Here is a 23261-nt window from a genome sequence, read left to right on the forward strand (position 1 = left end):
CGTTATTGTATGTTGTTTTAAAAGAATTAATCAAAAGTCAGTACGCTTTTGAAAAAAGGATTCTTTCTTAAGCGTACTGATTTTCAGTGATTATGTCACTTCTTTTGCTTGATTTAACCACCTTTTCATCATTTGTCCATCTTCTAAAAAAGCATCAGATGTTTGCTTTGGAATCGTGTAGGGCCTTCTGATTTTGTATAACCCAGAAGTAATATACGTTAGCATCCCTAGCCGGCATAATACCTCTATATACTCAAACAGGGGCTGTTCCACAGCAACAGGGGCCATTGGCAAAGACCGAAATACAATATGCCTCTTATGAATTCTGTTGAGCCATAGCCGGCCTAACTCTTTTTCTGTAACTAAATCCCCTACTTGCTTGTGCTGCATTAAATCGAGAAGCAGCCACGTTTGCCATACAGTAGCAGACGTTTCAACCATGTATAAAGAAGGCAGCGGCATGCCTGCTTCTGCTGGAATATGGGAGGGAGGAATATTTTTTTCATAAAGAGCGTGTAAAAAAGGCTGAAGCTTCTGATTAGGATAAAGGATATAATGCGTTCTCCATGCCTTCTTTTTCTTTATCCACGAAGAGAAAAATTGAGGTTGTGTATGTGTAGAAAAAAGATCATGAAAGGTATGCTCGTGAGGAGAGAGCACGACAAGCTGTGCATAACAAATCTGAGATGAAAAAGGAATAAGATGTTCAAGTTTCAACAGTTGATTAGTAGAAGGTGAAAAATAAAGAAGTGTGGGCGTATAATCGGAAAGAGTAAGAAACTGCCATTCTTGAAAAGAAAGTTGATACATATAAGTGGATAAGCGCTTCATTCTTTTTGCCCCCATAATCCAAAGGGGCATATAATTTCCTTTCTCATAATGAATAGAACGTTTGGTTAGCGCTGAGGAAGATAAGGAAGCACATTGAAATTCGATTGCATATTTTTGCGAGGGCGTATCTACAAGAAGATCTGGACGCTGCATAATGTCAGGAAGATAACTTTCTAACTCGACTTCAAGATGAGAACTAAACCAGTGAAACAGCTTTCGTTTTCCGTCGAGATGATAATCTGTTTCACCTTCATGCTGAGCGACGCACGTTTTTTTCAGGTGCGCAAAATGAGGGATTTTTTTTGTACCTACCTTTAACTGTACAGGGGATTGACAAGAGGGACAGTAGAACTGCTTTTCTTTTTTCCACAGCTTAAGCTGTTCAAGCGAAAAGCGCTGAGCTAGTGAAATGAGGCCTTCTTCTGTTTGGGCAACTAACAATCGTACATTTCTCCTTCCTATAATAGCGAGCTATATTCTTGTATTCGACACCTTTCTACTAAACCCTTTTCTTTCAGAAAAAAACCACATTGCACCGTACGCAATGTGGTTTACAGCGATTATAATAGCGGTGAAAGCAAACGAGCTGTTGACTCAAATAGCCGCTGTATAAATGGCCGCTTTTCAAAGTCTTTAAAGTGAAGCTCACTCGTTTCTTCTAAATCTTGCATATATTCATATACGAGCTTTTGAGTACTAGCTGTGCGATATAAAAAAGCATTTACTTCAAAATTCAAATGAAAGCTTCTCATATCCATGTTAGCTGTTCCAATAGAGGCAATTTCTCTATCAACAATCACAATCTTGCTGTGCATAAATCCTTTTTTATACTCGTAAATTTTCACACCTGCTTCTAGCAGCTCCGGAAAATAAGAGCGTGATGCATGAAAAACAATTTTTTTATCGGGCTTCTGAGGTACAAGAAGCCTTACATCTATACCGCTTAGAGCAGCTACTTTGAGGGAAGTAAAAATATCTTCATCAGGTATGAAGTAGGGAGAAGCAATCCAAATGGACTCTTTCGCAGACGTAATCATCGAAAAAAATAAGTGTTTGATAATTTCCCACTCACGGTCTGGTCCGCCGGCAATCATTTGAACACCGCCGCACTTTTCCATATCAATGTCAATTAAATCCGGTGATAGATACGTTTGAGTAAGCATCGTCTGACCCGTCATATAATACCAATCCTGCAAAAAAATAAGCTGCAATGAACGAACTGCCTCACCCTTCACCATCAAATGGGTATCTCTCCAAAAGCCAAAATGCCGACTTTTCCCGAGATATTCATCACCAATGTTCAAACCTCCTACAAATCCAATTGTTCCATCAATGACTACAATTTTACGATGATTACGGAAATTGATTTTATTATTGAGAAATGGCAGTCTGACCGGCAAGAATGGAATCATTTCTACGCCCGCGTTTCTTAACTCGTGAATATAATGCGGTGAAAGCTGAAAACTGCCCACGGCATCGTACAAGAAACGTACATAAACTCCTTCTTGTACCTTCTGAATTAAAATATCTTTAATTTGTTCTCCTAAGTGATCATGTCGTACGATGTAATACTCTAAGTGGATATGATGCCTTGCATGCTTTAATGATTCCATAATTTCGTGAAACGTCTCTTTTCCATTCGTCAATGCGCGCGTATCTGATGAAAAAGAAATTGGACTCTTGCCAAGCCTGACGGCTAGCTTCAGCATTTGCTTTCTACTGGTGCCCAACTGTTCAAAGTGATTTTCTAATATACCGGAATCTCTTTCCATCTTTAAAAGCACCTGTTCATCCAGCTTTGCTTTTTTAGCAAATAAACGCCGTTTTCGCGTATTGCGTCCAAATAACAAATAAAAAAAGAATCCTATTACCGGGAAACCGCCTAATACTACGAGCCACGTTAGCGTTTGAGTTGGATGACGGTTTTCTAATGAAATAACAAGACCGATGAAAACAACACTAATCGTAATTAAGATACTTAGCACGCCAATAAATTTACCGTCCCAATACCCTTTTGTAAAATAAAGCAAAGCAATAATACCAATAACAAAAATTAAAAGCTGTAATCTATTTTTCAACTTGTTTTCACCTATCCTAAAACCAATCTTTCATCATTAATAACAGGTCTCTATACCGTTATTATCCTCAAACTTGTTATTTTAACACTACACTTTCCCGTGTAGGAACCAGCCGCCTGCTTTTTCCACCTAAATTGTTCGATATGAGCGGAGGGCATTTCCAAAAAAGAGGGCAAAACAAAGACCGATTTCATATACATGAAATCGGCTGCTATTATCGTAAAGGAAAATACTGCTTTACTTGTTCAAGTGCATTTTCACTGATTAATTCTTTTCCATATTCCATTAAACGATGAACTGTTACATTTGATTCATTTGCATATTCTAAAATGATACTTAAAATGTTATCAATTTCAGCTACAAAGTCTTCATCATCTGTAAACTCAACGTATAAATAATATTTTCCTTCAAACACGTACATGCTGTTGATGATATCATCTAACTCTAAATGGTGACTTAAGGAAATTAAATGTTCTAAGTCTTGAAAGCGTGCGACGAACTGTAGCCCTTCGTCTTCTATAATTTCTTCTTCAAAATCAGCTTTTTTATTTTGATTCGCTTGATGATCAAGCAACGCTTCAATTTTTCCATCTACAGGGATATCGATTTTATCATTTTCACCAACAGGTACTTCGAACTTTTGACCGTCTTTTGAAACTTGTGCTCTTGTTACAATAACCTCTAGCCCCTTCTCAAGCGCATGTACTTGAATCCAAAGAGGACCTTCTGCTACAAACTCTTCCTCTTGATGAATTTCGTCCATCATCTCCCAGAATAGCTCTTCACTGCGCTCTCGGCTAAACCAAATTTCATTGCGATCAAATCCACGTTCTTCAATATCTACGTAAGTGACAAAGAATTTTACTGTGTTTTCATTAATGCGTTCGATTTCCATTATCATCTCTCCCTTCGGAAAAATCAGTGAAGGTAATCCGGCCATTTCGAACATTACCCCTAAACGATGAAGGGACTATTTTACCCCCGTGTTAAAGCAATATTACATGTACTTTCTCACTTTGTAAAGCATTCTAACTTGGGATATACAAGCATACACTATTTGAGTGAACCTTGTATATCTATTTTATGACAAAATGCGAAAGAAAGGAAATAAAAAATACTCTGACAACTCATAGCCACCTTACACCTTACTTTGTTATATACATAATCTCTTTACCCTATGAACGCTTTTTGTTAAAAATGAACACAGATAAAGCAATATGAGCTACTTATCCTTACATATTGGGAGGGAAGACTATTGGATTTAGAATTAATAACCTCCATTCTTCTTATTATCGGTATCGATATTGTATTAGGTGGAGACAACGCTATTGTTATTGCCTTAGCAAGCCGCAACTTACCTGAATATCAGCGAAATAAAGCTATTTTTTTAGGGACTGGCTTAGCTGTGATCGTTCGGATTGTACTTACTATTTTAGCTGTTTATTTACTAACTATTCCTTACTTGCAGCTCATCGGCGGTTTTTTATTAGTGATCATTGCCTTTAAGCTTCTTGTATCAGAAGGTGATGATGCATCTTCAATCCGTGCAGGCGTGACATTAGGCGCCGCTGTAAGAACGATCGTATTTGCTGATATTGTAATGGGACTAGATAATGTAATAGCTGTAGCAGGCGCAGCTCATGGAAATATTATCTTGGTCGTTACCGGATTACTCGTATCCGTCCCCATTATTGTTTGGGGAAGCAAGCTTATTTTATATTTGATGGAACGATTTCCCCTGCTCGTTTATGGGGGAGCAGCTATTTTAGCTTATACTGCTGGAAATATGATTGGACATGAAAAGAACTTACATTCATTCTTTGCAGCCCATACATCTCTAGGAACATTTATTCCGTTTATAACAATTGCTGTTGTGCTGATAAGCGGCATGGTTGTTAATAGCTTTCGTTCAACTAAATGATAAAGAAAAGGCCATACTAAACATTTTTATTTAGTATGGCCTTTTCTTTAGTTTAATGAGCACAGCAGTCTTTTATTCATAAAACACTTTGTACACTTAAAAAATAATCTCTGTGAGTAAAAAAAGAATAGATGGTACGAGTAAGCAACCAAGACCTGTATAAAATGTAGCTGTCATGGCTCCGTAAGGTACAAGTTTTACATCTGTCGCGGCTAAACCAGCTGCTACACCGCTCGTCGTCCCCATAACTCCTCCATAGATCATTGCTGTACGAGGGTTGTTTAATTTGATTTTCTTAGCAAATATCGGTGTCAAAATCATAACTGAAATGGATTTAATTAATCCTACAGCTATACTTAACGCGATAATATCAGAAGAGGCTCCAATCGCAGTTCCAGAGACCGGCCCCACAATATAGGTTACGGCTCCTCCTCCGATTGTGGTCAAAGCAACGGGATCTCTATATCCAAAACAAAGAGCAATAATTACACCTATTACAAAAGAATAGAAAACCCCAAAAAACAAGGCCGTAATTCCGCTGATTCCCGTTTTTTTCACTTCACTAAAATTGGCGCCGAACGCAGTAGCAATAATGGCAAAATCTCGCAGCATCCCTCCGCCCATTAAACCAATTCCTGAAAATAACTGTATATCAGAAATTCCTTTCTCTCCTCCTGTGTTCACTCCACCGATATAAGCAAGAATTAACCCAAACATAATAGCAATAGCAGATCCGTGAACTCTTCCTTTTGTTAATTTATCTGATAAAAAATAAGCAATATACATGACAATCCCAATAATAGCAAATGCCGTAATCAGCCCGTTATTTTCTAATCCTTCTTTGATCATATTCATCATTTGATCTGCTCCTTAGGTAAAATAGAAAGCTCTATTTCTTGTTCTTTCACCTTCGCTTTCTCTCCTATTCTGCTGATAAATGGTATGGATAAAAAGCCTACTACGACTACTACCACCCCTGCAAGAAGCGCCATGCCTCCTCCATCAAGAGCAGCTACAACATTTTGCTGTGCAGACATTGCTACCACGATAGGAATATAAATACCTCCCCAAAAAGCAATGCCTTCTTCGGATTTTACTTGGAGCTTATTTTTCTTCTTTAAATAATCCACCGCTAGTACAAGAAGAAGCATGGATACCCCTACTCCTCCAACGTTGGCTTCTACTCCCATCAGCCCTCCTAATGCGTCCCCTACAATTACCCCTATCAACATGCAAATAGATAGCAGCGCTACACCGAAGATTATCATATTACTTCCTCCCCAACCTATTTTTGAAAGCGTTTACTTTATGGTTTAAAAATAGTGTAAAGGAAAAAAGTTGAATAACCTATGCATTTTTAGTTATATACTTATATCAAAAGTGACATAATACAGTTTTTCTCTACTGTTCACTTTAGATTTATTCGAAAAAGAAATAAAAATCATGACATTTAGTCATGATTCTTATACGTATTCATGAGGCATACCGGAGCGTAAATGTTTAAAATAATCAATCACAAACTGCCTGAAGATTTGTTGTAAATCCGTCACATAGCCTCCATTGTTCCAAGCTAAAAAGATAGTACGTTCAAATGTTTCCTCTTCAATTTTCAGCAGTTTTACATCTTTTCCTGTAGAACCTCCCCAAGTTACTTCAGGAATAAAACCTATTCCTTGCTTCGCTCTAATCAAACCTCTTACTGTTGCTGGATCATCGCTTTCAAACGTAATTTGAGGTACAAAATTCTGTTCCTTACAAATTACATCCGTTATTTTCCTTAGCTCTTTCCCTTTCTTCAGCACAATGAATTTCTCATTTTTAAGTTCATTTAACTTTACACGTGATTGCTTGGCTAAAGGATGATCAAGAGGCACTGCAAGCAAAATCGATTCACGAAGCAAAGGAGTATGTTCGATCTGACGGGTTGTTAATGGAAAAGCTGAAATGCATAAATCGAAATCAGGCTGTGAATTGCTATTAGTCAAATGCTGCATCAGTCGAAAACGCACCTGAGGATATTGTTCACGAAACCTGCTTAATAGCTCTGGAAGCAAATGTGAACTAGCTAATACAACAAGGCGAATTTCTTCACATGGATCGTTCGACATATCCTTTAGCTCGTGCTTTGCGCTTTCCAATGTTTTTAAAGCAAGTTCTACTTTGGCACAGAATGCTTTGCCATATCGATTTAATTTAATGTATTTACCGTTTCGATCAAACAAACGAATGCCTAGCTCTTTTTCTAACTGTGAAATCGTTTTGCTGAGCGCAGGCTGAGATACGTATAGCTCTTCAGCCGCTTTACTTATATGTTCTAGTCTAGCAACTACTTGGAAATATTTTAGCTGTAAAAGCTCCAATCCGTTCACCACCACTTTTATATGTTTAAATACTCTCTTTCTTTACTAATTACATATATACTTCATTTTCCCTGCTATTTCGACAAAAAATAAGCAGCAGAGGCCATTTGGCTCCCTGCTGCTTATTTTTTATATACCAACTTCAAGCAAACGTTACTTGGTTGGTTTCTTATTTAAATCTTAAACAGACAAATATAAAAATTAACCATTCACAAGTCTTTGAGCTTCGCGAAGTTGGAAAGTACGCACTTTACGTGGTAAGAAACGACGGATCTCGTCTTCATTGTAACCAACTTGTAGACGTTTTTCATCAATGATAATCGGACGGCGCAATAAGCCAGGATTTTGCTGAATTAATTCATACAAATCTTGCAGAGGCATAGCGTCTACCTGAACGTCTAGTTTTTGGAAAGTTTTCGAACGTGTTGAAATGATTTCATCTGTTCCATCTTCTGTCATACGTAAAATTTCTTTAATCTCGTCGATTGATAACGGCTCTGAAAAGATATTACGCTCTGTATATCCAATATCATTTTCCTCTAACCAAGCTTTCGCTTTACGACAAGATGTACAACTTGGTGATGTATATAATGTAACCATTTACTCCTTCACTCCTTCTATCATAATCGGTCATAACATTTAAAACATGAACTGTAAATCATGTTGTTTTATACAAACTTCAACGAGTGTAAATATTTAATGACTGATAATGAAAATCGATACTACTTTATAATTACTTTTAAAAAATAATATCTATTTGCATTATACTATAAACTTCATCGGAATGATATACTTTTTGAAGTGAACTAGTACATTAGTTCGTTCCTTCACTGTCATTATTTTCATTGCCGATTTTCTTCATTATTTATTTACCACACTACTATTACGAATAAACCTGTAGATTAGTTTCATTTTTTTTATTATTTTTTTCTTTTACAAATTCCTCAAATTTTTCAGTCACTAAAAAAGCCTTGCAGAAGAACTGACATTCTGCAAAGCTTTTGAAATAACCTTTTATTTAATAGCTGATGTACTTTTTCCTCGTCTCATTAAGATAGGATACAGTAACAGCCCGATTACAAATAAGCCAATACCTAAGAAAAATGTTTTTAAATCAGCTGTCCCTGTCTTAATCACCCAAAGTGAATAAATAAGTGCTAACGAGGCAATGATTCCGTCTTTTACTCGCGATCCTTTAATCGTGTCGTACGTCTCACCCGTCACAATAAGCTTTAATTGATAAACTGTCGTCACGAAATAAGGAACTAAATAAGCGAGAGTAGCTACAACAATAGCGAAATTATAGGCTTGCGAAACTGTACCTGAAATAGTCGCAAACAAAAACAACTGTGTTAAGCCATTTGTTAATGTTAGTGAGCGGGCTGGACTATTGTTCTGATTTGTTTTAGCAAACCACTGTGGAAACAACCCTGATTTCGCTGCTTGATAAGGAACTTCTGCACTAACAACAATCCATCCAACAGTAGAGCCTAATAAAGAAATAAGTGCTAAAATGGCCATTACGTAAGCACCTTTATGTCCAATCACCATTTCTAACGTATCTACCAAAGGTTTTTGAGACTGCTGAAGCTGAGCTGTTGAAAGAATCCCCATAGCTAGAAGCGTAATCCCCACATAGATAACCATTGAGATCAATAATCCAAGCAGCGTTGCTTTCTTCACTACTTTTTGTGATTTTGCACGGTTAGATAACAGTACAGCCGATTCAATTCCGATAAACGCCCACAGTGTAGCAATAGCTGCCCCATTGACCTGACTTCCCAATCCTACATTTATACCCTTTGAATTAACAAATTCTGTACTAACGAGGTTGGATGCGCTAAATAGCGACAGCGCCACAACAATAAATAAACCGAATCCAATAATTTTAGCTGCTGTTGTGATGAAGTTAATATTACCGGCGCTGTTAATATCTCGCTGTAAAATAGCTTGAATTCCCCAAAGTACAATAGAACATACTAAAAACGTAATAAATTTTCCAGCTTCTAATTGAAAATCTCCGACTGAAAATAAAATATCCTTGCTCTCCATTACTGGAAAGAACGTTGTTAAATATCCAGCAAACGATATGATGACAGATGCTGTTGCAGCCCAGTTAGCTGCCCAATAGCCCCAAGCCATGCTATACCCTGCTACTTTACCTGCTTTAGGCGATGAAAAAAGATTCGCCGCATAACTTTGAGGCCCTCCTTTTAATTCGGGCTTTCGCATGACTAAGTTTCCAAATACAAGAGCAATCATGAACACGCCCAGACCTGTTGCAATCCAAGCAAGTGTTGAACCGACTGGACTTGATACGTTTGCTAAATTAGAAGGAAGCATAAATACTCCTCCGCCTACCATATTACCAACTACAAAGGCTGTTAAAAACCAAAGTCCCCATTTTTTATCTTTCATTTGCTGTGTCTCCTTTTGCTTTCTAAAAGCTTAAACTTTTGAGATAGAAAGCTCGATGCTAATCTATTAACACGTAAAAATTATTTGTTTCTTCATTCATCTCTTCATTTGTTTAACAATATAATATATTAGCACACTAAAGCAAAAAGTGAAATAATAAATCCTTCATTTTCTTTTGGAAAAAAATGCGGGTGGGACACAACTACATCAATCTAAAGATGAACAAATGGGATATAGGAGTTCGTATGGATCCCGCTTGTTACATCGCTGTTGAGAGTCTTCCCCTTGCCCTCCAATTCAATAGCTAGAAGCCCTACATACAGTAAACCTATGTTCACCATAAAAAAATCCGAACGAGTTGAATTCTTAATCAAGAATTTAACTCGTTCGGATCTTCCTTCAACGAAACTACTTTTGTCCGAGCCTTATTTTTTATCTTTTATGAAAACCTTTTGAATAGTAGACAACAACCAATAAAACAAACCATACTGGACCTACAATAAGGGCTATTCTTGTATCAGAGGAAAAACCCATCACCACTACTACTCCCGCTAAGAAAGCAAGAGAGAGATATGACGTATACGGGAAAAACGGAAGCTTATATTTTAAATCACTTACTTGCTGATCGTTTAATCCCTTGCGGAAGCGAATTTGAGAAAGTAAAATAATTCCCCATGTCCAAATTGCTCCAATAGTGGCAATACTCGTCACCCATGTGAACACCTTATCAGGAACAACATAGTTTAAGCCAACTCCGATTAGCAGTACAACAGCTGAAGCAATAACTGCTGCACCAGGCACGCCGCCTTTTGTTAAGTTAGCATAGCGTTTTGGAGCTTCCCCGTGCTGAGCTAAATTAAATAACATACGGCCTGTACTAAAAATTCCACTGTTACAAGAAGATAAAGCCGCTGTTAACACTACAAAGTTTATAATCCCTGCTGCAGCGGGAATTCCAGCTTTATCAAATGTTAAAACAAATGGACTTCCTTGTGTTCCAATCTCTGGCCAAGGATAAATAGACATAATAACAAACAAAGCTCCGATGTAAAAAATCAAAATTCTCCACAGTACATTATCAATTGCTTTTGTTAGTGTTTTTTCCGGATTTTTCACCTCTCCTGCTGTTACCCCAATCATTTCAATACCAAGGTAAGCAAACATAACCATTTGAAGTGATAAAAGAACACCTTTCATGCCATTCGGGAAAAAGCCCCCGTGACTCCATAAATTACTGATTCCTGTTGCAATACCGCCATTTCCAATTCCAAAGATAATCATGCCTAGGCCCAGCACAATCATAAGGATAATCGTTACTACTTTAATAAGAGAAAACCAAAACTCTAGTTCGCCATATGCTTTTACAGCTAAAAAGTTAACCCCTGTCATGATAACGAGTGCTGCAAGTGCCCATATCCACTGAGGTACACCTGGGAACCAAAACTCCATATATACTCCAACAGCTGTAATTTCAGCCATACATGTAATAATCCACATAAACCAGTAGTTCCAGCCTGTTAAATAACCAGCAAGTGGTCCTAAATAATCGTTAGCATACTTACTAAAAGAACCGGCTACTGGATTTTGTACTGCCATTTCACCTAGCGCTCTCATAATAAAAAACATAATAAGACCACTGATTCCATACATGATAAGAATACCAGGACCCGCTAACCGAATAGCGGATGCAGAACCTAAAAACAGTCCAACTCCGATAGCTGCACCTAAAGACATTAAGCTAATATGTCTTTCCTCAAGTCCACGGCTTAATTCTTTTTCTTGCGTGTTCCCTTGCATAATTCTCTCTCCTAACATATCCATTTCATTTAATAGCGATAGCGGCTACGTGTATAGTATTAACTTATTTTTTAGCCAAATAATTCTAAACAGTGTATGTACTAAAAATCTGATATTGCAAGTTTCACACCTACACTTTTACCGTTCTCACATCTATAAAATACAATATTAAAAAAACTTCACTTTGTTCATTTTATCAAAAATCACAAAAAATGCGATAGTTTTTTGTGATTTTCACAAATAAACTTACGATCGACATATAATAAAAACCATTTTTTACATTATATGTTCTTATTTCACTATAGTTATCTAACTATTAAGAATAATCAATCGATTATTCTTCTATATTTTCAATTATAGATGCTTACTTTTCCCTAAAAAGGGTAAAGATAAGATAACTGTTTAAACACTATTATGAACATCATCATGAAAAGATCAGTAGGAGGGTGCTATGAATTGGTATGAAAAACTAAGTCAATATTTTCCCATTGAAGAAATGAAATCAAAGAAGCATATCGAAACGCTTTTACAAGAACGCAGCGATATTTATCATAAAAACGAAGGACCTCATCACGTATTAATGTACGTGGAAACAGACCAATTTATCTTTATTGATTACCTCTTTGTTTCAAAAGACGCTCGAGGTCAAGGGCTTGGCGGTAAATTAATTGATGAGTTAAAACAGCATAACAAACCAATTATCTTAGAAGTAGAGCCTGTAGACTATAAAGATTCAGACTCGGCAAAACGACTGCATTTTTATAAACGTGCAGACTTTAAGCATGCTCAAACAATTGGCTATAACCGCCGGTCATTAGCCACAAATGAAATTAACCAGATGGAAATTCTATATTGGTCTCCTACTTCTGAAACAGAGGAAAGCATTTTAAATAAAATGAAAAAAACGTACGAGTTAATTCATACGTACAAAGACAAAGAAATATATGGTGCGTCTTATCAGCCGGCAGATCAAGTATTAAAAATTGACAAAAATCGTAAAGACGGCGATATCTTAGCAGATTTATAAAAAGAAGGTAGACGCATGTCTACCTTCTTTTTATAAATCTTGAATTATTATTCAATAAAAAACATTATTAATCACTTATATTCCTTTAGTTATAAGGTTTACACATAGATATTTTGTCTTAAATATAAAATTCTGAAAATTTTCAATAGTATTTTTCAATCCTTTACTGTATAATACCTGTAAAGCGCTAATGTTACTTGTTCTTACATGTTTTTTGCAACTTGAAGCTTAGTGTTCTTTGATAACTAAATAAAAAACGACCTCGTTGTGAGATCGTTTTTGTTATGTTGTATATGTGGCAAATTCTGCTTGAGAACAAGACACGTAGTGACCGGGAGATACTTCTCTAAGCTCCGGTTCTTCACCGTTATAGTCATGGATACTTGGATCATAAATTTTGCGCTGACGCGTTTTTTCACTGTCAGGATCGGGAAGCGGAATAGCTGAAAGTAACGCTTTTGTATATGGATGCACAGGGTTTCGATAAAGTTCATCACTTGGTGCAAGCTCTACAATCTTACCCCTGTACATAACGCCGATACGGTCACTGATGTATTTTACCATTGACAAATCATGGGCGATAAATAAATATGTGAGTCCACGTTCACGCTGTAACTTCTTCATTAAGTTAACAACTTGAGCTTGTATAGACACGTCCAACGCTGAGATTGGTTCATCTGCGATGATAAAATCAGGTTCTACTGCCAGTGCTCTTGCGATACCGATACGCTGACGCTGGCCGCCACTAAACTCATGTGGATAGCGATTTGCATGTTCTTTGTTAAGCCCCACTGTTTCAAGAAGCTCGTGAACTTTTGCCATACGCTCCTTTCTCGCCTTAGCTAAACCGTGAATATCAATGCCTTCTGCTATGATATCTGCTACGGTCATACGAGGGTTAAGCGACGCATATGGATCTTGGAAAATCATTTGCATTTTACGATTAAATTTTTTAAGCTCTGAGCGAGATTTGCGACCATGTACATTTTCGCCATTAAATAGTACCTCACCGCTAGTAGCGTCATATAAACGAATAATCGTTCTCCCTGTCGTTGACTTTCCGCAACCGGATTCACCTACAAGCCCTAATGTTTCTCCGCGGAAGATGTCAAACGTCAGACCATCAACTGCTTTAATTGTTCCTTTACTTGTGAAAAAATGTTGTTTTAAGTCTTTAATCTCTAATAATTTATCTGTCATGTTATTCACCATCCTTCGCTACGAGTACAGGTGTACTGTATACATTGTCAACTTTACGCATGCGGCGCTGAACTGAAGCAGGCGGCTCTACTTTTGGTGCATCGGGATGTAACAGCCATGTTTTCGCATAGTGCGTATCAGATATTTTGAACATTGGAGGTTCTTGCTCAAAATCAATTTTCATTGCGTATGGATTTCGCGCTGCAAATGCATCTCCTTTTGGAGGATTCGTTAAATCTGGCGGCGTTCCAGGAATAGCAGCCAGCTCTTCTTCTGCCTCGTTATCTAAGCTTGGCATAGAAGCTAGCAGTCCCCACGTATACGGATGTTTTGGATCGTAAAACACTTCATCCACTGTGCCCATTTCAACAATTTGACCAGCGTACATAACGGCTACTCGATCTGCTACATTTGCTACTACACCAAGATCATGGGTAATAAAGATAATAGAGGTATCCGTTTTTTTCTGAATGTCTTTCATCAGCTCTAAAATTTGGGCTTGAATTGTTACATCAAGCGCCGTTGTTGGTTCATCAGCGATCAATAGCTTCGGATTAGAAGCAAGAGCCATCGCAATGACAACACGCTGTCTCATCCCGCCGCTGAATTCATGCGGATATTGATTCACACGCTGTTCTGGAAAAGGAATTCCTACAAGCGTTAATAACTCGACTGCCCGTTTTTTCGCTTCTGCTTTAGACACTTTGGAATGCTTAATTACGACTTCGCCAATCTGAGCCCCAACTTTCATCGTTGGATTCAAGGAAGTCATCGGATCTTGGAAGATCATACCGATATCTTTACCGCGAATAGCTTCCATTTCTTTATCCGTTTTCTTAGCTAAATCAATGCCGTCAAACAGCATTTCACCGCTTTTGATTCGGCCAGGAGGCATCGGAATAAGGCGCATGATCGTTTGTGAAGTTACACTTTTACCAGATCCTGACTCACCAACAATTGCTAAAGTTTCACCTTTATTTAAGTGGAAGTTAACGCCGCGAACAGCTTGAACTTCTCCGCCATATGTTTTAAATGATACAGCTAAATTTTTTACTTCTAATAAACGTGACATATGAGTCCACTTCCTTACTTACGTAGTTTTGGATCTAACGCATCTCGTAATCCATCACCAATTACGTTGAACGCTAAGATTGTTAAACAGATAAACAAACCTGGGAAAAATAAGCGCCAAGGATAGTATTCCAAAGCAGGTAAGCCTTCTGAAGCCATTGTTCCCCAACTTGCAAGCGGTGCCGGAACGCCTAGTCCCAAGTAGCTTAAAAATGCTTCTGTAAAGATTGCTGAAGGAATCGTTAGTGTCATTGTTACTAAAATTGGACCTGTTGCATTAGGAATAAGATGTTTAAATAAAATACGTTTTGTTGTTGCTCCTAATGTTTGTGAAGCCATTACGTACTCTTGGTTTTTTAACTGCAATACTTGTCCACGTACAATACGGGCCATGTTAATCCAGCCGGTAATAGTCATCGCCAAAATCATCGTGCCTAACCCTTGGCCAAGCATAACCATTAAAATAATAACGAGTAAAAGGTAAGGAACACCATATAAGATATCCGCAACACGCATCATTGTTTCATCCGTACGGCCACCGCGGTATCCAGAGATGCTTCCCCAAACTACGCCGATGAATAAATCAATTAAAGCTGCTGCTAACCCGATAAATAATGAAATACGAGCGCCTTCCCACGTACGAGCAAAAACATCACGCCCTAATTCATCTGTACCGAACCAGTGCTCAGAAGATGGAGCCTGATTAGCATTCAATAAATCATTGGTTGCATAATCATATTTCACCATCAATGGACCAAATATAGCCATAAAAACAAGGAGAACCATTAGTACTACCCCAAACATAGCAAGCTTGTTTTTGCGAAAACGAATAAAAACATCTTGCCAGAATGAAAGACTCGGTTTTTCAATCTTTTCTGCCTGAGCGCGGTCAATCCCTGCTGTTTCAAACATTTTTTTAGGAATTTTCGGAAGTTGCTGCATAGTTACTCTCCTTTCTTAGCACCTGTAAGTTTAATTCGAGGGTCAATGAATCCGTATGCAATATCTACAAGCAAGATACAAAAAAGTAGTAAAATACTGTAGAACACCGTTACGCCCATAATCGTTGTATAATCTCGGTTTGAGATACTGAGTACAAAGTGTGAACCTAATCCCGGGATACCAAATATTTTTTCAATAACAAAGCTACCTGTTAAAATCCCTGCTACTAAAGGTCCCATATAGGATACGACTGGAAGCATCGCATTTCGCATGGCGTGCTTAACTGTAATCACGCCTCTGCTTAAACCTTTTGCTTTCGCTGTACGAATATAATCATTGCTTAATACTTCAAGCATACTCGAACGAGTTAATCGTGCGATAAACGCCATAGGGGTTGAAGCAAGCGCGAGAGCTGGTAACACCGTGTGTGCCCAAGATTCCCAGCGTGCAACCGGAAAAATTTGTAGTTTCATAGCCAGAACGTATTGTAATACCGCTGCCATGATAAAACTCGGAACTGAGATTCCTAGAACTGCAATAACCATCGCCGTGTAATCTTGCCACTTATTATGTTTTAAAGCAGCAATAACACCAAGTACTACACCAATAGCAATTGCTATTAAAATAGCTTCCATCCCTAGCATGAATGAAACAGGGAATCCGCCGTTAATCAAATCATTTACCGTTTGGCCTTTATATTTGAAAGATGGACCAAAATCCCACTTTAAAATTGATGTTAAATAATCAAAGTACTGATGGTACCAAGGCTGGTCTAAACCGTAATACTGATTTAGATTTTTTTGAATTTCAGGGGGAAGCTGCTTTTCTGATGTGAATGGACCTCCTGGAACAGCACGCATTAAGAAAAAGGTCGCTGTTACGATCAGCCATAATGATAGAAACATATAAATAAGTCGTTTTCCTATATATTTGAACACCCTGACACACCTCCATATTTTTACAAAATTCGCGCACAAGAAAGAAAAGTATATGGAGCACCAGGCCCCATATACCCTTTGTCACAATTGATGTTACTTACTCAAAATGAGCCCACTTAATCTGAATGTCTCCAAGTCCAGACATCACAACATCTTTCAGCTGCTTGTCTTGTACCCAAGCGTTTGTGTAGAAGTAGATTGGTGCCACTGGCATTTCATCCATAAAGATACCTTCTGCTTTTTTCAACATTTCCAGACGTTTTTTAGGATCTGTTTCTTTTTGAGAGTCAATTAATAACTTTTTATATTCTGGGTTTTCCCAGTTTGTATCATTATTTCCGCCTTTTTTATCACGGAACAATTCTAAGAAGTTGATTGGATCGTTAAAATCTCCTAACCAGCCCATACGTCCAACTTGATAATCTCCTTGGTGTAACTTTTCAATGTAAACAGCCCATTCAGAGTTGTCTAACTGTACTTTAATACCAAGGTTTTTCTTCCACATATCTTGAACAGCTTGTGCAATTTTTGCATGTTTTTCATCCGTGTTGTATGAAACCTTAATTGCTGGTAGTTCTGAAGCATCTTTAAGGCCCATTTCTTTCAAGCCTTTTTCTAAATATTCTTTTGCTTTTTTCACATCATTGTCTTTGAAGTAACCTTTTTTGTTATCTTCAAACATTGTTGGTGGTACAGCCGCCATCGCTGGAACTGAACCGTCTTTTGTAATTTGTTCTGTAATACCTTTACGATCAATTGCATAAGCTAATGCTTTACGAATGTTCACGTTGTCTAAAGGTTTTTGTTCTGTATTAAACTTGTACCAGTAAGTACCTGCAATCTCTTGAATGTTTAATGAACCGTCTTTCTTTAATTCAGGAAGTGCATCAGCTGGTAATTGACCAGTAGGCATACCCGCCCAGTCTAATTCACCGTTTTTGAACATTGAAAGTTCAGTGTTGTTATCATTGATCATGTACATTTCAACTTTTTTAAGTTTTACAGCATCTTTATCCCAATAGTTTTCATTAGGAACTAACTCGATTTTGTCATTATGTTTCCAAGCTTTAAGCTTGAAAGGACCGTTTGACGTATAGTTTTCGCCTGCATTTGTGTACCATTTTTCATTTGATTCAGCAATTTTCGTATTCACTGGGAAGTACGTATAGAAAGCTGTTAATTCTAAGAAATATGGCGTTGGGTTTTCTAATGTTACTTCAAGCGTTTTATCATCTGTTGCTTTAACCGCAACATCATCTAATGAACCTTTTCCTTCATTAGCAGCTTGTGCATTTTTAACATAGTATAATTGATATGCATATTGAGATTCGTTTTTAGGATCTAACGCCCATTTCCATGCATATTCGAAATCTTTTGCTGTTACAGGGTCACCATTTGACCATTTTGCATCGTCGCGAATTGTAAACGTATATTTAGTTTGATCATCGCTGACCTTCACATCTTTCGCCATTGCATTTTCAGGTTTTCCATCTTTACCGATACGAGTTAAACCCTCAAATGTTTGTAATAATACGTTTGATGACGTTGAATCATTAGCTAAGCCTGGGTTTAATGAAAAAGGCTCAGTTTTAATGTTTACGCGAAGCTCTTGCTCTTTTTTCTTTTCGCCGCCATCACTGCTAGCATTTTCACTGCCACCAGATTCTTTGTTAAATCCACATGCAGCTAAAAACAAGCTCATTACAAGCAGCAAACTGAAAAGAATCGACAACCTTTTCTTCATTGCGTGTTACCCCCTATTAAATTTTGTTTGTGTGGCAACCATATTTTTTTGATATGCACTAATTTCTTAATCCTCTTTCAATACAAAATAATCAGTTATTTTTTCACGTAGTAGAGCATTAAAGACCTCACTGCAAAATTATTCTTCTACTCTATGAAACTGTCATCAATTGTTTACATGCTGTAAATCCAATGTATGCGCTTAATATGTAGAAGACTCATTCATTACAAAATTCGCTAATTGAAACAAAACATTGTCTATTTTGTGTTTTCTGAAAAATTAAGAAATTGTAATACCTTTGTAAAAAATATGTTTGTTACGCCTATTATAAATATTTTAAAAATTTATTGCAATACTATTATTTAATGGTATTTTTTTGTCATGAGGGAAAAAACCTTATCTTATAAGGATTGTGCCTACTTGTCAGACTTCTAAAATCTTTTTTGTAGTATAGGTATTACGATAGTATTACAAAGCCATTAGAAATATTAAATAAAAGATTTTTACCAAATCCTCCACCAAATTTTCATTAAGAAATGCTTTAATTAAAAGGTTCTTGTCTTTTTTTGCCGCTGAAAAATTCCAGTAAATTGTCTTATAAAACTTTTTAGCGATAAGATGTTTAAATTCCTGCTTTTTCGCGTTATAATAACGAATAACTATATAATTAAAGCTGTGAAAAAGAGTAGTATGCAGAATTTTCATTTTTAGAGAGTTTGTGGCTGGTGAGAACAAACATTGAAACCTGCAGAATGGACTTTGGAGCTTTCAAGTGCAAAGCTTGAACGTTGACCTCAACGTTACATGAATAAAGATAGTTCACAATTATGTGTGCTAATTAGGGTGGCAACGCGGTCCATTCGCCCCTAGCTTATGCTAGGAGCGGATGGGCCTTTTTATGTTGTATCCGTAAATTAGCATCATATATGTGCAGATGAAAGGAAGATTTGATGAAAACAATTTTTTCAGGTATTCAACCAAGCGGTACAATCACTTTAGGTAACTACATTGGAGCGATGAAGCAATTTGTTGAACTTCAACATGACTATAACTGTCATTTTTGTATTGTAGATCAGCATGCAATTACAACGCCTCAAGATCGTTTAGCACTTCGTAAAAACATTCGAGGCCTTGCTGCTCTGTATGTAGCGGTAGGAATTGATCCAGCAAAATCGACTTTATTTATTCAATCGGAAGTGCCTGCCCACACAGAAGCAGGATGGATGTTACAGTGCGTAGCGTATATCGGTGAACTTGAACGTATGACTCAGTTTAAAGATAAGTCCGCTGGAAAAGAAGCAGTATCAGCAGGATTACTAACTTATCCTCCATTAATGGCAGCGGATATTCTTTTATACAACACCGATTTGGTTCCAGTTGGTGAAGATCAAAAGCAGCATTTAGAATTAACGCGTGACTTAGCTGAGCGCTTTAACAAAAAATACAATGATATCTTCACTATCCCTGAAGTACGTATTCCAAAAGTGGGCGCACGCGTCATGTCTCTTCAAGATCCTACGAAAAAAATGAGCAAGTCCGATCCAAACCAAAAAGCTTTCATTACGCTTTTAGATGACGCTAAAACAATTGAAAAGAAAATCAAAAGTGCCGTAACGGATTCAGAAGGTATTGTTCGCTACGATAAAGAAAATAAGCCAGGTATTTCAAACTTATTAAGTATTTATTCAATCCTAGCCAATAAATCGATCGAAGACATTGAAGCGATGTACGAAGGCAAAGGTTATGGTGACTTTAAAGCTGACACAGCCAAAGTGGTAGCTGAAGCACTCGCTCCAATTCAAGAAAGATATTATGAATTAGTTGATTCTAGCGAGCTAGATGATATTTTAGATCAAGGTGCCGATAAAGCAAATGCAACGGCTAATAAAATGCTTCGCAAAATGCGAAACGCAATGGGAATTGGCCGTAAACGTTAAAAAAAACGACTGCTATGCAGTCGTTTTTTTTAATTAACTTTTGGCTCTTGTTCAATTTCCCAAAGTTTTTCAAAGAAAGGTTGTCCTTTTACTAAGCGCTCGCATAATAATTTATGCTTCGGTGACCACCCTGACTTCGTTTCATCGTATAGCTGATTCCATACGTCTTGAAACGGCATCTCTTGAATGTCTTCGTACTTCGTTGGATTCCACTCTGTGTACCAGTAGCGGATTTGAGCAGTATTTTTTGTTGTATGTAGCTGATCAAGTGCCATAAATAACAGCTGTTTTAGCTGACGTTCTTTACGTGTTAGTCCTCTCATCGTTTCAGGAGACGGCGAAAGAATATGATGCTCTTTTTTATTCAGCTCGTCTTCACTGAACTTATATTCTAGCTCTTCTTGATCCGCAATCATCTCATAGACTAACTGTTCCTGTCTTGGAATTAAGCGGCTTTTTCGAATCGGAATATGATATCCCATCGTATCAATTGCTAAAATATTCGTTCCATCTGTAACAATAAAACAATATTCAACCTGCGTGCGTTCATGATTTTTCCGAATGTATGCTTTCTGATAGACATCTTGTAGTAGTTGTTGAGGTAGCTCGGAAAGATCATTTTCAATGTAATGAAATAAAAGCGGATTTACTTTTAATAACGGTGCTTGATCGAGCAGTTCTACACAATCGTCTTTTCTCCACTCATGGAAATGACACACATTATAACCGTTTTCTTCGCCTTCAAACCAATTAACCCATACATCATGAAGATATAGCATAATTTACCCCTCACTTACTATCTGTTTGTTATCCATCAGTATAGGCAGAGAAAGGAATTTTTATTCCAAATGATGTTATTTTTCTAAAAATTAATTGTAAAATGCCTTCGTTTTTGGCTATTATTCAAATGCACTTGTTTCGAAGCTCAGATATAACGCCAGTGCTAATGATTGCTAAAGGCTTCATGAGCTATATCCACCCCTATAAGCAGAAAAAAATCCGAGTTTCTTCTATAGTAATAGGTTTGTCAGGAGGTCTGACAAACCTAAAAAAATCTATCACACTTTTGTGATAGATTTTTAACGAAGAGATTTGGGATTCAAAGCATCTTTTAATCCTTCACCAATGAAGTTGATAGCTAGGATTGTAAAGGTAATAGCTAAACCTGGCGGAACCCACATCCAAGGCTTATTCTGCAGCACATCTGATTCCCTTGCTTCTGTCAGCATATTCCCCCAGCTTGGCGTATCAGCCGGCACGCCAAAACCGATAAAGCTAATCGCTGACTCAAACACAATAAGGATCGCCATCTGCAAACTGGCTTGAACCACAATTGTTGAAAACACATTTGGCAGCAAATGTTTAAAGATGATTTTAAACGGGCTGCACCCAATCGAAACGGCTGAAAGCACATATTCATTTTCTTTTTCAGCCAAGATTTTGCTTCGAACCAGCCGGGCCGTACTTCCCCAGCTTAAGAAACTAACAACTAGGATGAGCGTCCAAACGCCTGAGATCTTTCCAATTAGGATTGTATTTAACACTACAACGAAAACAATTAGCGGAAAGTTTAATACAAAGTCTGTAAAACGCATTAAGAATTGATCCACTTTGCCTCCGTAATAACCCGCAATCGAACCAATAAGAGTTCCGATTAAAATAACGAGTGTTGTACAAGCAACTCCAATCAGTAACGAAGTTCTTCCTCCATACAATGTACGTGCAAATACGTCTCGTCCATTTGTATCCGTTCCAAACCAATGCTCACTAGAAGGCGCTGCATTCATCGCCATATAGTCGATACGTGTAATATCTGCTTTTGTAAGCAGCGGTGCAAAAATGGCAAGAAGCGTAATCACAATCATGAAAGCTAAACTTATCATGGCTAGTTTATTTTTAACAAACTTCTTTCGCGCAATCGCCCATGGAGAAAGGTTTTTAGGAGCTTTCATATTCACTTCTGGCTGTACATCTTTTTTCGTTACAATTTCCATACTTTCTCCTCCTAATCCAAACGAATACGCGGATCTGCTACGCCGTATAACAAATCAGCAACCAGATTCCCAACCAGTGTTAATATTGAAAACAACATTGTAAGCGACATCATAACTGAGTAGTCACGAGTTGCTACAGAGTCAACAAACAATTTTCCAATTCCTGGATACGTAAAGATCGTCTCTGTAATGATAGAACCGCTAATGATTGTTACAAGATCAAATCCTAAAAACGTAATAAGCGGAATCATTGAGTTGCGTAAGATATGAACATTATAAATTTTAGATTCTTTTGTCCCTTTTGCTCTAGCAGTGCGCACAAAATCTTTGCGACTGTTTTCAATAATATCATTGCGCAAAAACTGGGTATACTGCGCGGTTGACATCAAGCCAAGAATCAGCGCGGGTAATATAACGTGATGAATTCTACTTTGAATAAATTCCCATGATCCCTCTTTCAATCCTACTTCAACAGAACCGCTAAACGGAAACCAACCTAACTGAAAGGAAAATAAATAAATGCCTACGATCCCTGCGATAAACGATGGAACCGCTAATGCAAAGTAATTATATCCTGCAATAAAGTTATCTGCTAAGGTATACGGTTTTCTTCCTGCATACATACCTAAAATAAATGCAAACACATACGTAATCAAAAGCGAAGTCAAAGCTAAAAAGATAGTATTAGGCATACGCTCTAAAATAATATCTAATGTCGGTAACTTATGAGTTGTTGACTTTCCTAAATCTCCTTGTGCCACTCCCTTTACCCAGTTCCAATATTGAACGTAGATAGGATCGTTATATCCTAGCTTATCACGCATTTCCTCAATGTATTTTGGATCTGTATTACTAGGGTTGATTTCTCCCCCAAAAGGGTCCCCTGGCATCATTTTTGCCAGGGAAAACACAACAAAGGAGATCAGAATCAGCATTGGAATCATCCCTAAAATACGTCTTAGTGAGTATTGCAGCATCGTTGACTCTCCTTTACATGTAAAAT

Annotated in this window: 20 protein-coding genes and 1 other annotated feature; of the genes, 3 read left to right on the top strand and 17 right to left on the bottom strand. The window is 37.5% G+C overall.

Annotated features, from left to right (window positions below; genetic code table 11):
* Window positions 1–90 precede the first annotated feature (90 nt).
* The 3 genes from ACFX4G_RS14220 to mecA all read right to left on the bottom strand — a co-directional run bounded on the left by ACFX4G_RS14220 (window position 91) and on the right by mecA (window position 3804).
* Complete coding sequence (locus tag ACFX4G_RS14220) at window positions 91–1272, bottom strand: competence protein CoiA (protein ID WP_097824318.1); 1182 nt, start codon at window positions 1270–1272, stop codon at window positions 91–93.
* Window positions 1273–1391: 119 nt separating this feature from the next.
* Complete coding sequence (cls, locus tag ACFX4G_RS14225) at window positions 1392–2909, bottom strand: cardiolipin synthase (protein ID WP_013081764.1); 1518 nt, start codon at window positions 2907–2909, stop codon at window positions 1392–1394.
* Window positions 2910–3123: 214 nt separating this feature from the next.
* A complete protein-coding gene (mecA, locus tag ACFX4G_RS14230) occupies window positions 3124–3804 on the bottom strand; it encodes an adaptor protein MecA (protein ID WP_013055427.1) in 681 nt (226 codons plus the stop codon).
* Window positions 3805–4164: 360 nt separating this feature from the next.
* On the opposite strand from mecA, the gene ACFX4G_RS14235 reads away from it, so the two are divergent.
* Window positions 4165–4830, top strand: a complete 666-nt coding sequence (locus tag ACFX4G_RS14235; protein ID WP_043980471.1) for a TerC family protein — start codon at window positions 4165–4167, stop codon at window positions 4828–4830.
* A 96-nt stretch (window positions 4831–4926) separates the two neighbouring features.
* Here ACFX4G_RS14235 and madM read toward each other — a convergent pair whose 3' ends face one another.
* From madM to ACFX4G_RS14265, 6 genes are all read right to left on the bottom strand, one after another.
* Window positions 4927–5688, bottom strand: coding sequence for a malonate transporter subunit MadM (gene madM / locus ACFX4G_RS14240; RefSeq protein ID WP_029324768.1), 762 nt, complete (start codon window positions 5686–5688; stop codon window positions 4927–4929).
* A complete protein-coding gene (gene madL / locus ACFX4G_RS14245; protein WP_013055424.1) occupies window positions 5685–6098 on the bottom strand; it encodes a malonate transporter subunit MadL in 414 nt (137 codons plus the stop codon). The genes madM and madL overlap by 4 nt, the downstream gene beginning before the upstream one ends.
* 195 nt (window positions 6099–6293) lie before the next feature.
* Complete coding sequence (locus ACFX4G_RS14250) at window positions 6294–7190, bottom strand: LysR family transcriptional regulator (RefSeq protein WP_097824319.1); 897 nt, start codon at window positions 7188–7190, stop codon at window positions 6294–6296.
* Between the two features lie 201 nt (window positions 7191–7391).
* Complete coding sequence (gene spxA, locus ACFX4G_RS14255) at window positions 7392–7790, bottom strand: transcriptional regulator SpxA (protein ID WP_013055422.1); 399 nt, start codon at window positions 7788–7790, stop codon at window positions 7392–7394.
* Between the two features lie 414 nt (window positions 7791–8204).
* The gene (locus tag ACFX4G_RS14260) at window positions 8205–9608 is read right to left on the bottom strand and encodes an amino acid permease (RefSeq protein ID WP_043980475.1); all 1404 of its coding nucleotides are present in this window, start codon (window positions 9606–9608) and stop codon (window positions 8205–8207) included.
* Between the two features lie 432 nt (window positions 9609–10040).
* Window positions 10041–11405 carry an amino acid permease gene (locus ACFX4G_RS14265; protein ID WP_043980476.1) on the bottom strand — a complete coding sequence of 455 codons (1365 nt, stop codon included), beginning with the start codon at window positions 11403–11405 and terminating at the stop codon, window positions 10041–10043.
* 451 nt (window positions 11406–11856) lie between these two features.
* On the opposite strand from ACFX4G_RS14265, the gene ACFX4G_RS14270 reads away from it, so the two are divergent.
* Entirely contained in the window at window positions 11857–12432 is a 576-nt protein-coding gene (locus ACFX4G_RS14270) for a GNAT family N-acetyltransferase (RefSeq protein WP_013055419.1), read from the top strand.
* A 282-nt stretch (window positions 12433–12714) separates the two neighbouring features.
* On the opposite strand, the gene ACFX4G_RS14275 is transcribed toward ACFX4G_RS14270, so the two are convergent.
* The 5 genes from ACFX4G_RS14275 to ACFX4G_RS14295 form a co-directional block, all read right to left on the bottom strand.
* Window positions 12715–13632, bottom strand: a complete 918-nt coding sequence (locus ACFX4G_RS14275) for an ABC transporter ATP-binding protein (RefSeq protein ID WP_377575369.1) — start codon at window positions 13630–13632, stop codon at window positions 12715–12717.
* A 1-nt stretch (window position 13633) separates the two neighbouring features.
* Window positions 13634–14704, bottom strand: coding sequence for an ABC transporter ATP-binding protein (locus ACFX4G_RS14280; RefSeq protein WP_016763049.1), 1071 nt, complete (start codon window positions 14702–14704; stop codon window positions 13634–13636).
* A 14-nt stretch (window positions 14705–14718) separates the two neighbouring features.
* Window positions 14719–15645 carry an ABC transporter permease gene (locus ACFX4G_RS14285; protein ID WP_271993479.1) on the bottom strand — a complete coding sequence of 309 codons (927 nt, stop codon included), beginning with the start codon at window positions 15643–15645 and terminating at the stop codon, window positions 14719–14721.
* A 2-nt stretch (window positions 15646–15647) separates the two neighbouring features.
* Complete coding sequence (locus tag ACFX4G_RS14290) at window positions 15648–16583, bottom strand: ABC transporter permease (protein WP_013055415.1); 936 nt, start codon at window positions 16581–16583, stop codon at window positions 15648–15650.
* 97 nt (window positions 16584–16680) lie between these two features.
* Window positions 16681–18327 carry a peptide ABC transporter substrate-binding protein gene (locus ACFX4G_RS14295; RefSeq protein WP_043980478.1) on the bottom strand — a complete coding sequence of 549 codons (1647 nt, stop codon included), beginning with the start codon at window positions 18325–18327 and terminating at the stop codon, window positions 16681–16683.
* A 666-nt stretch (window positions 18328–18993) separates the two neighbouring features.
* Window positions 18994–19198: a binding site (T-box leader), on the top strand.
* A 76-nt stretch (window positions 19199–19274) separates the two neighbouring features.
* Between ACFX4G_RS14295 and trpS the strand changes: the two genes are divergently transcribed.
* Window positions 19275–20264, top strand: coding sequence for a tryptophan--tRNA ligase (trpS, locus tag ACFX4G_RS14300; RefSeq protein ID WP_097824320.1), 990 nt, complete (start codon window positions 19275–19277; stop codon window positions 20262–20264).
* A gap of 29 nt (window positions 20265–20293) precedes the next feature.
* Here the strand turns inward: trpS and ACFX4G_RS14305 are convergent, their stop codons facing one another.
* From ACFX4G_RS14305 to opp4B, 3 genes are all read right to left on the bottom strand, one after another.
* A complete protein-coding gene (locus ACFX4G_RS14305; protein WP_014461589.1) occupies window positions 20294–21043 on the bottom strand; it encodes a YjbA family protein in 750 nt (249 codons plus the stop codon).
* A gap of 300 nt (window positions 21044–21343) precedes the next feature.
* The gene (gene opp4C, locus ACFX4G_RS14310; protein WP_013055411.1) at window positions 21344–22258 is read right to left on the bottom strand and encodes an oligopeptide ABC transporter permease; all 915 of its coding nucleotides are present in this window, start codon (window positions 22256–22258) and stop codon (window positions 21344–21346) included.
* An 11-nt stretch (window positions 22259–22269) separates the two neighbouring features.
* Entirely contained in the window at window positions 22270–23235 is a 966-nt protein-coding gene (gene opp4B, locus ACFX4G_RS14315) for an oligopeptide ABC transporter permease (protein WP_013055410.1), read from the bottom strand.
* Window positions 23236–23261: the final 26 nt, after the last annotated feature.

Source organism: Priestia sp. YIM B13486, from assembly GCF_042787865.1.
GTDB classification, from domain to species: Bacteria; Bacillota; Bacilli; order Bacillales; family Bacillaceae_H; genus Priestia; species Priestia megaterium.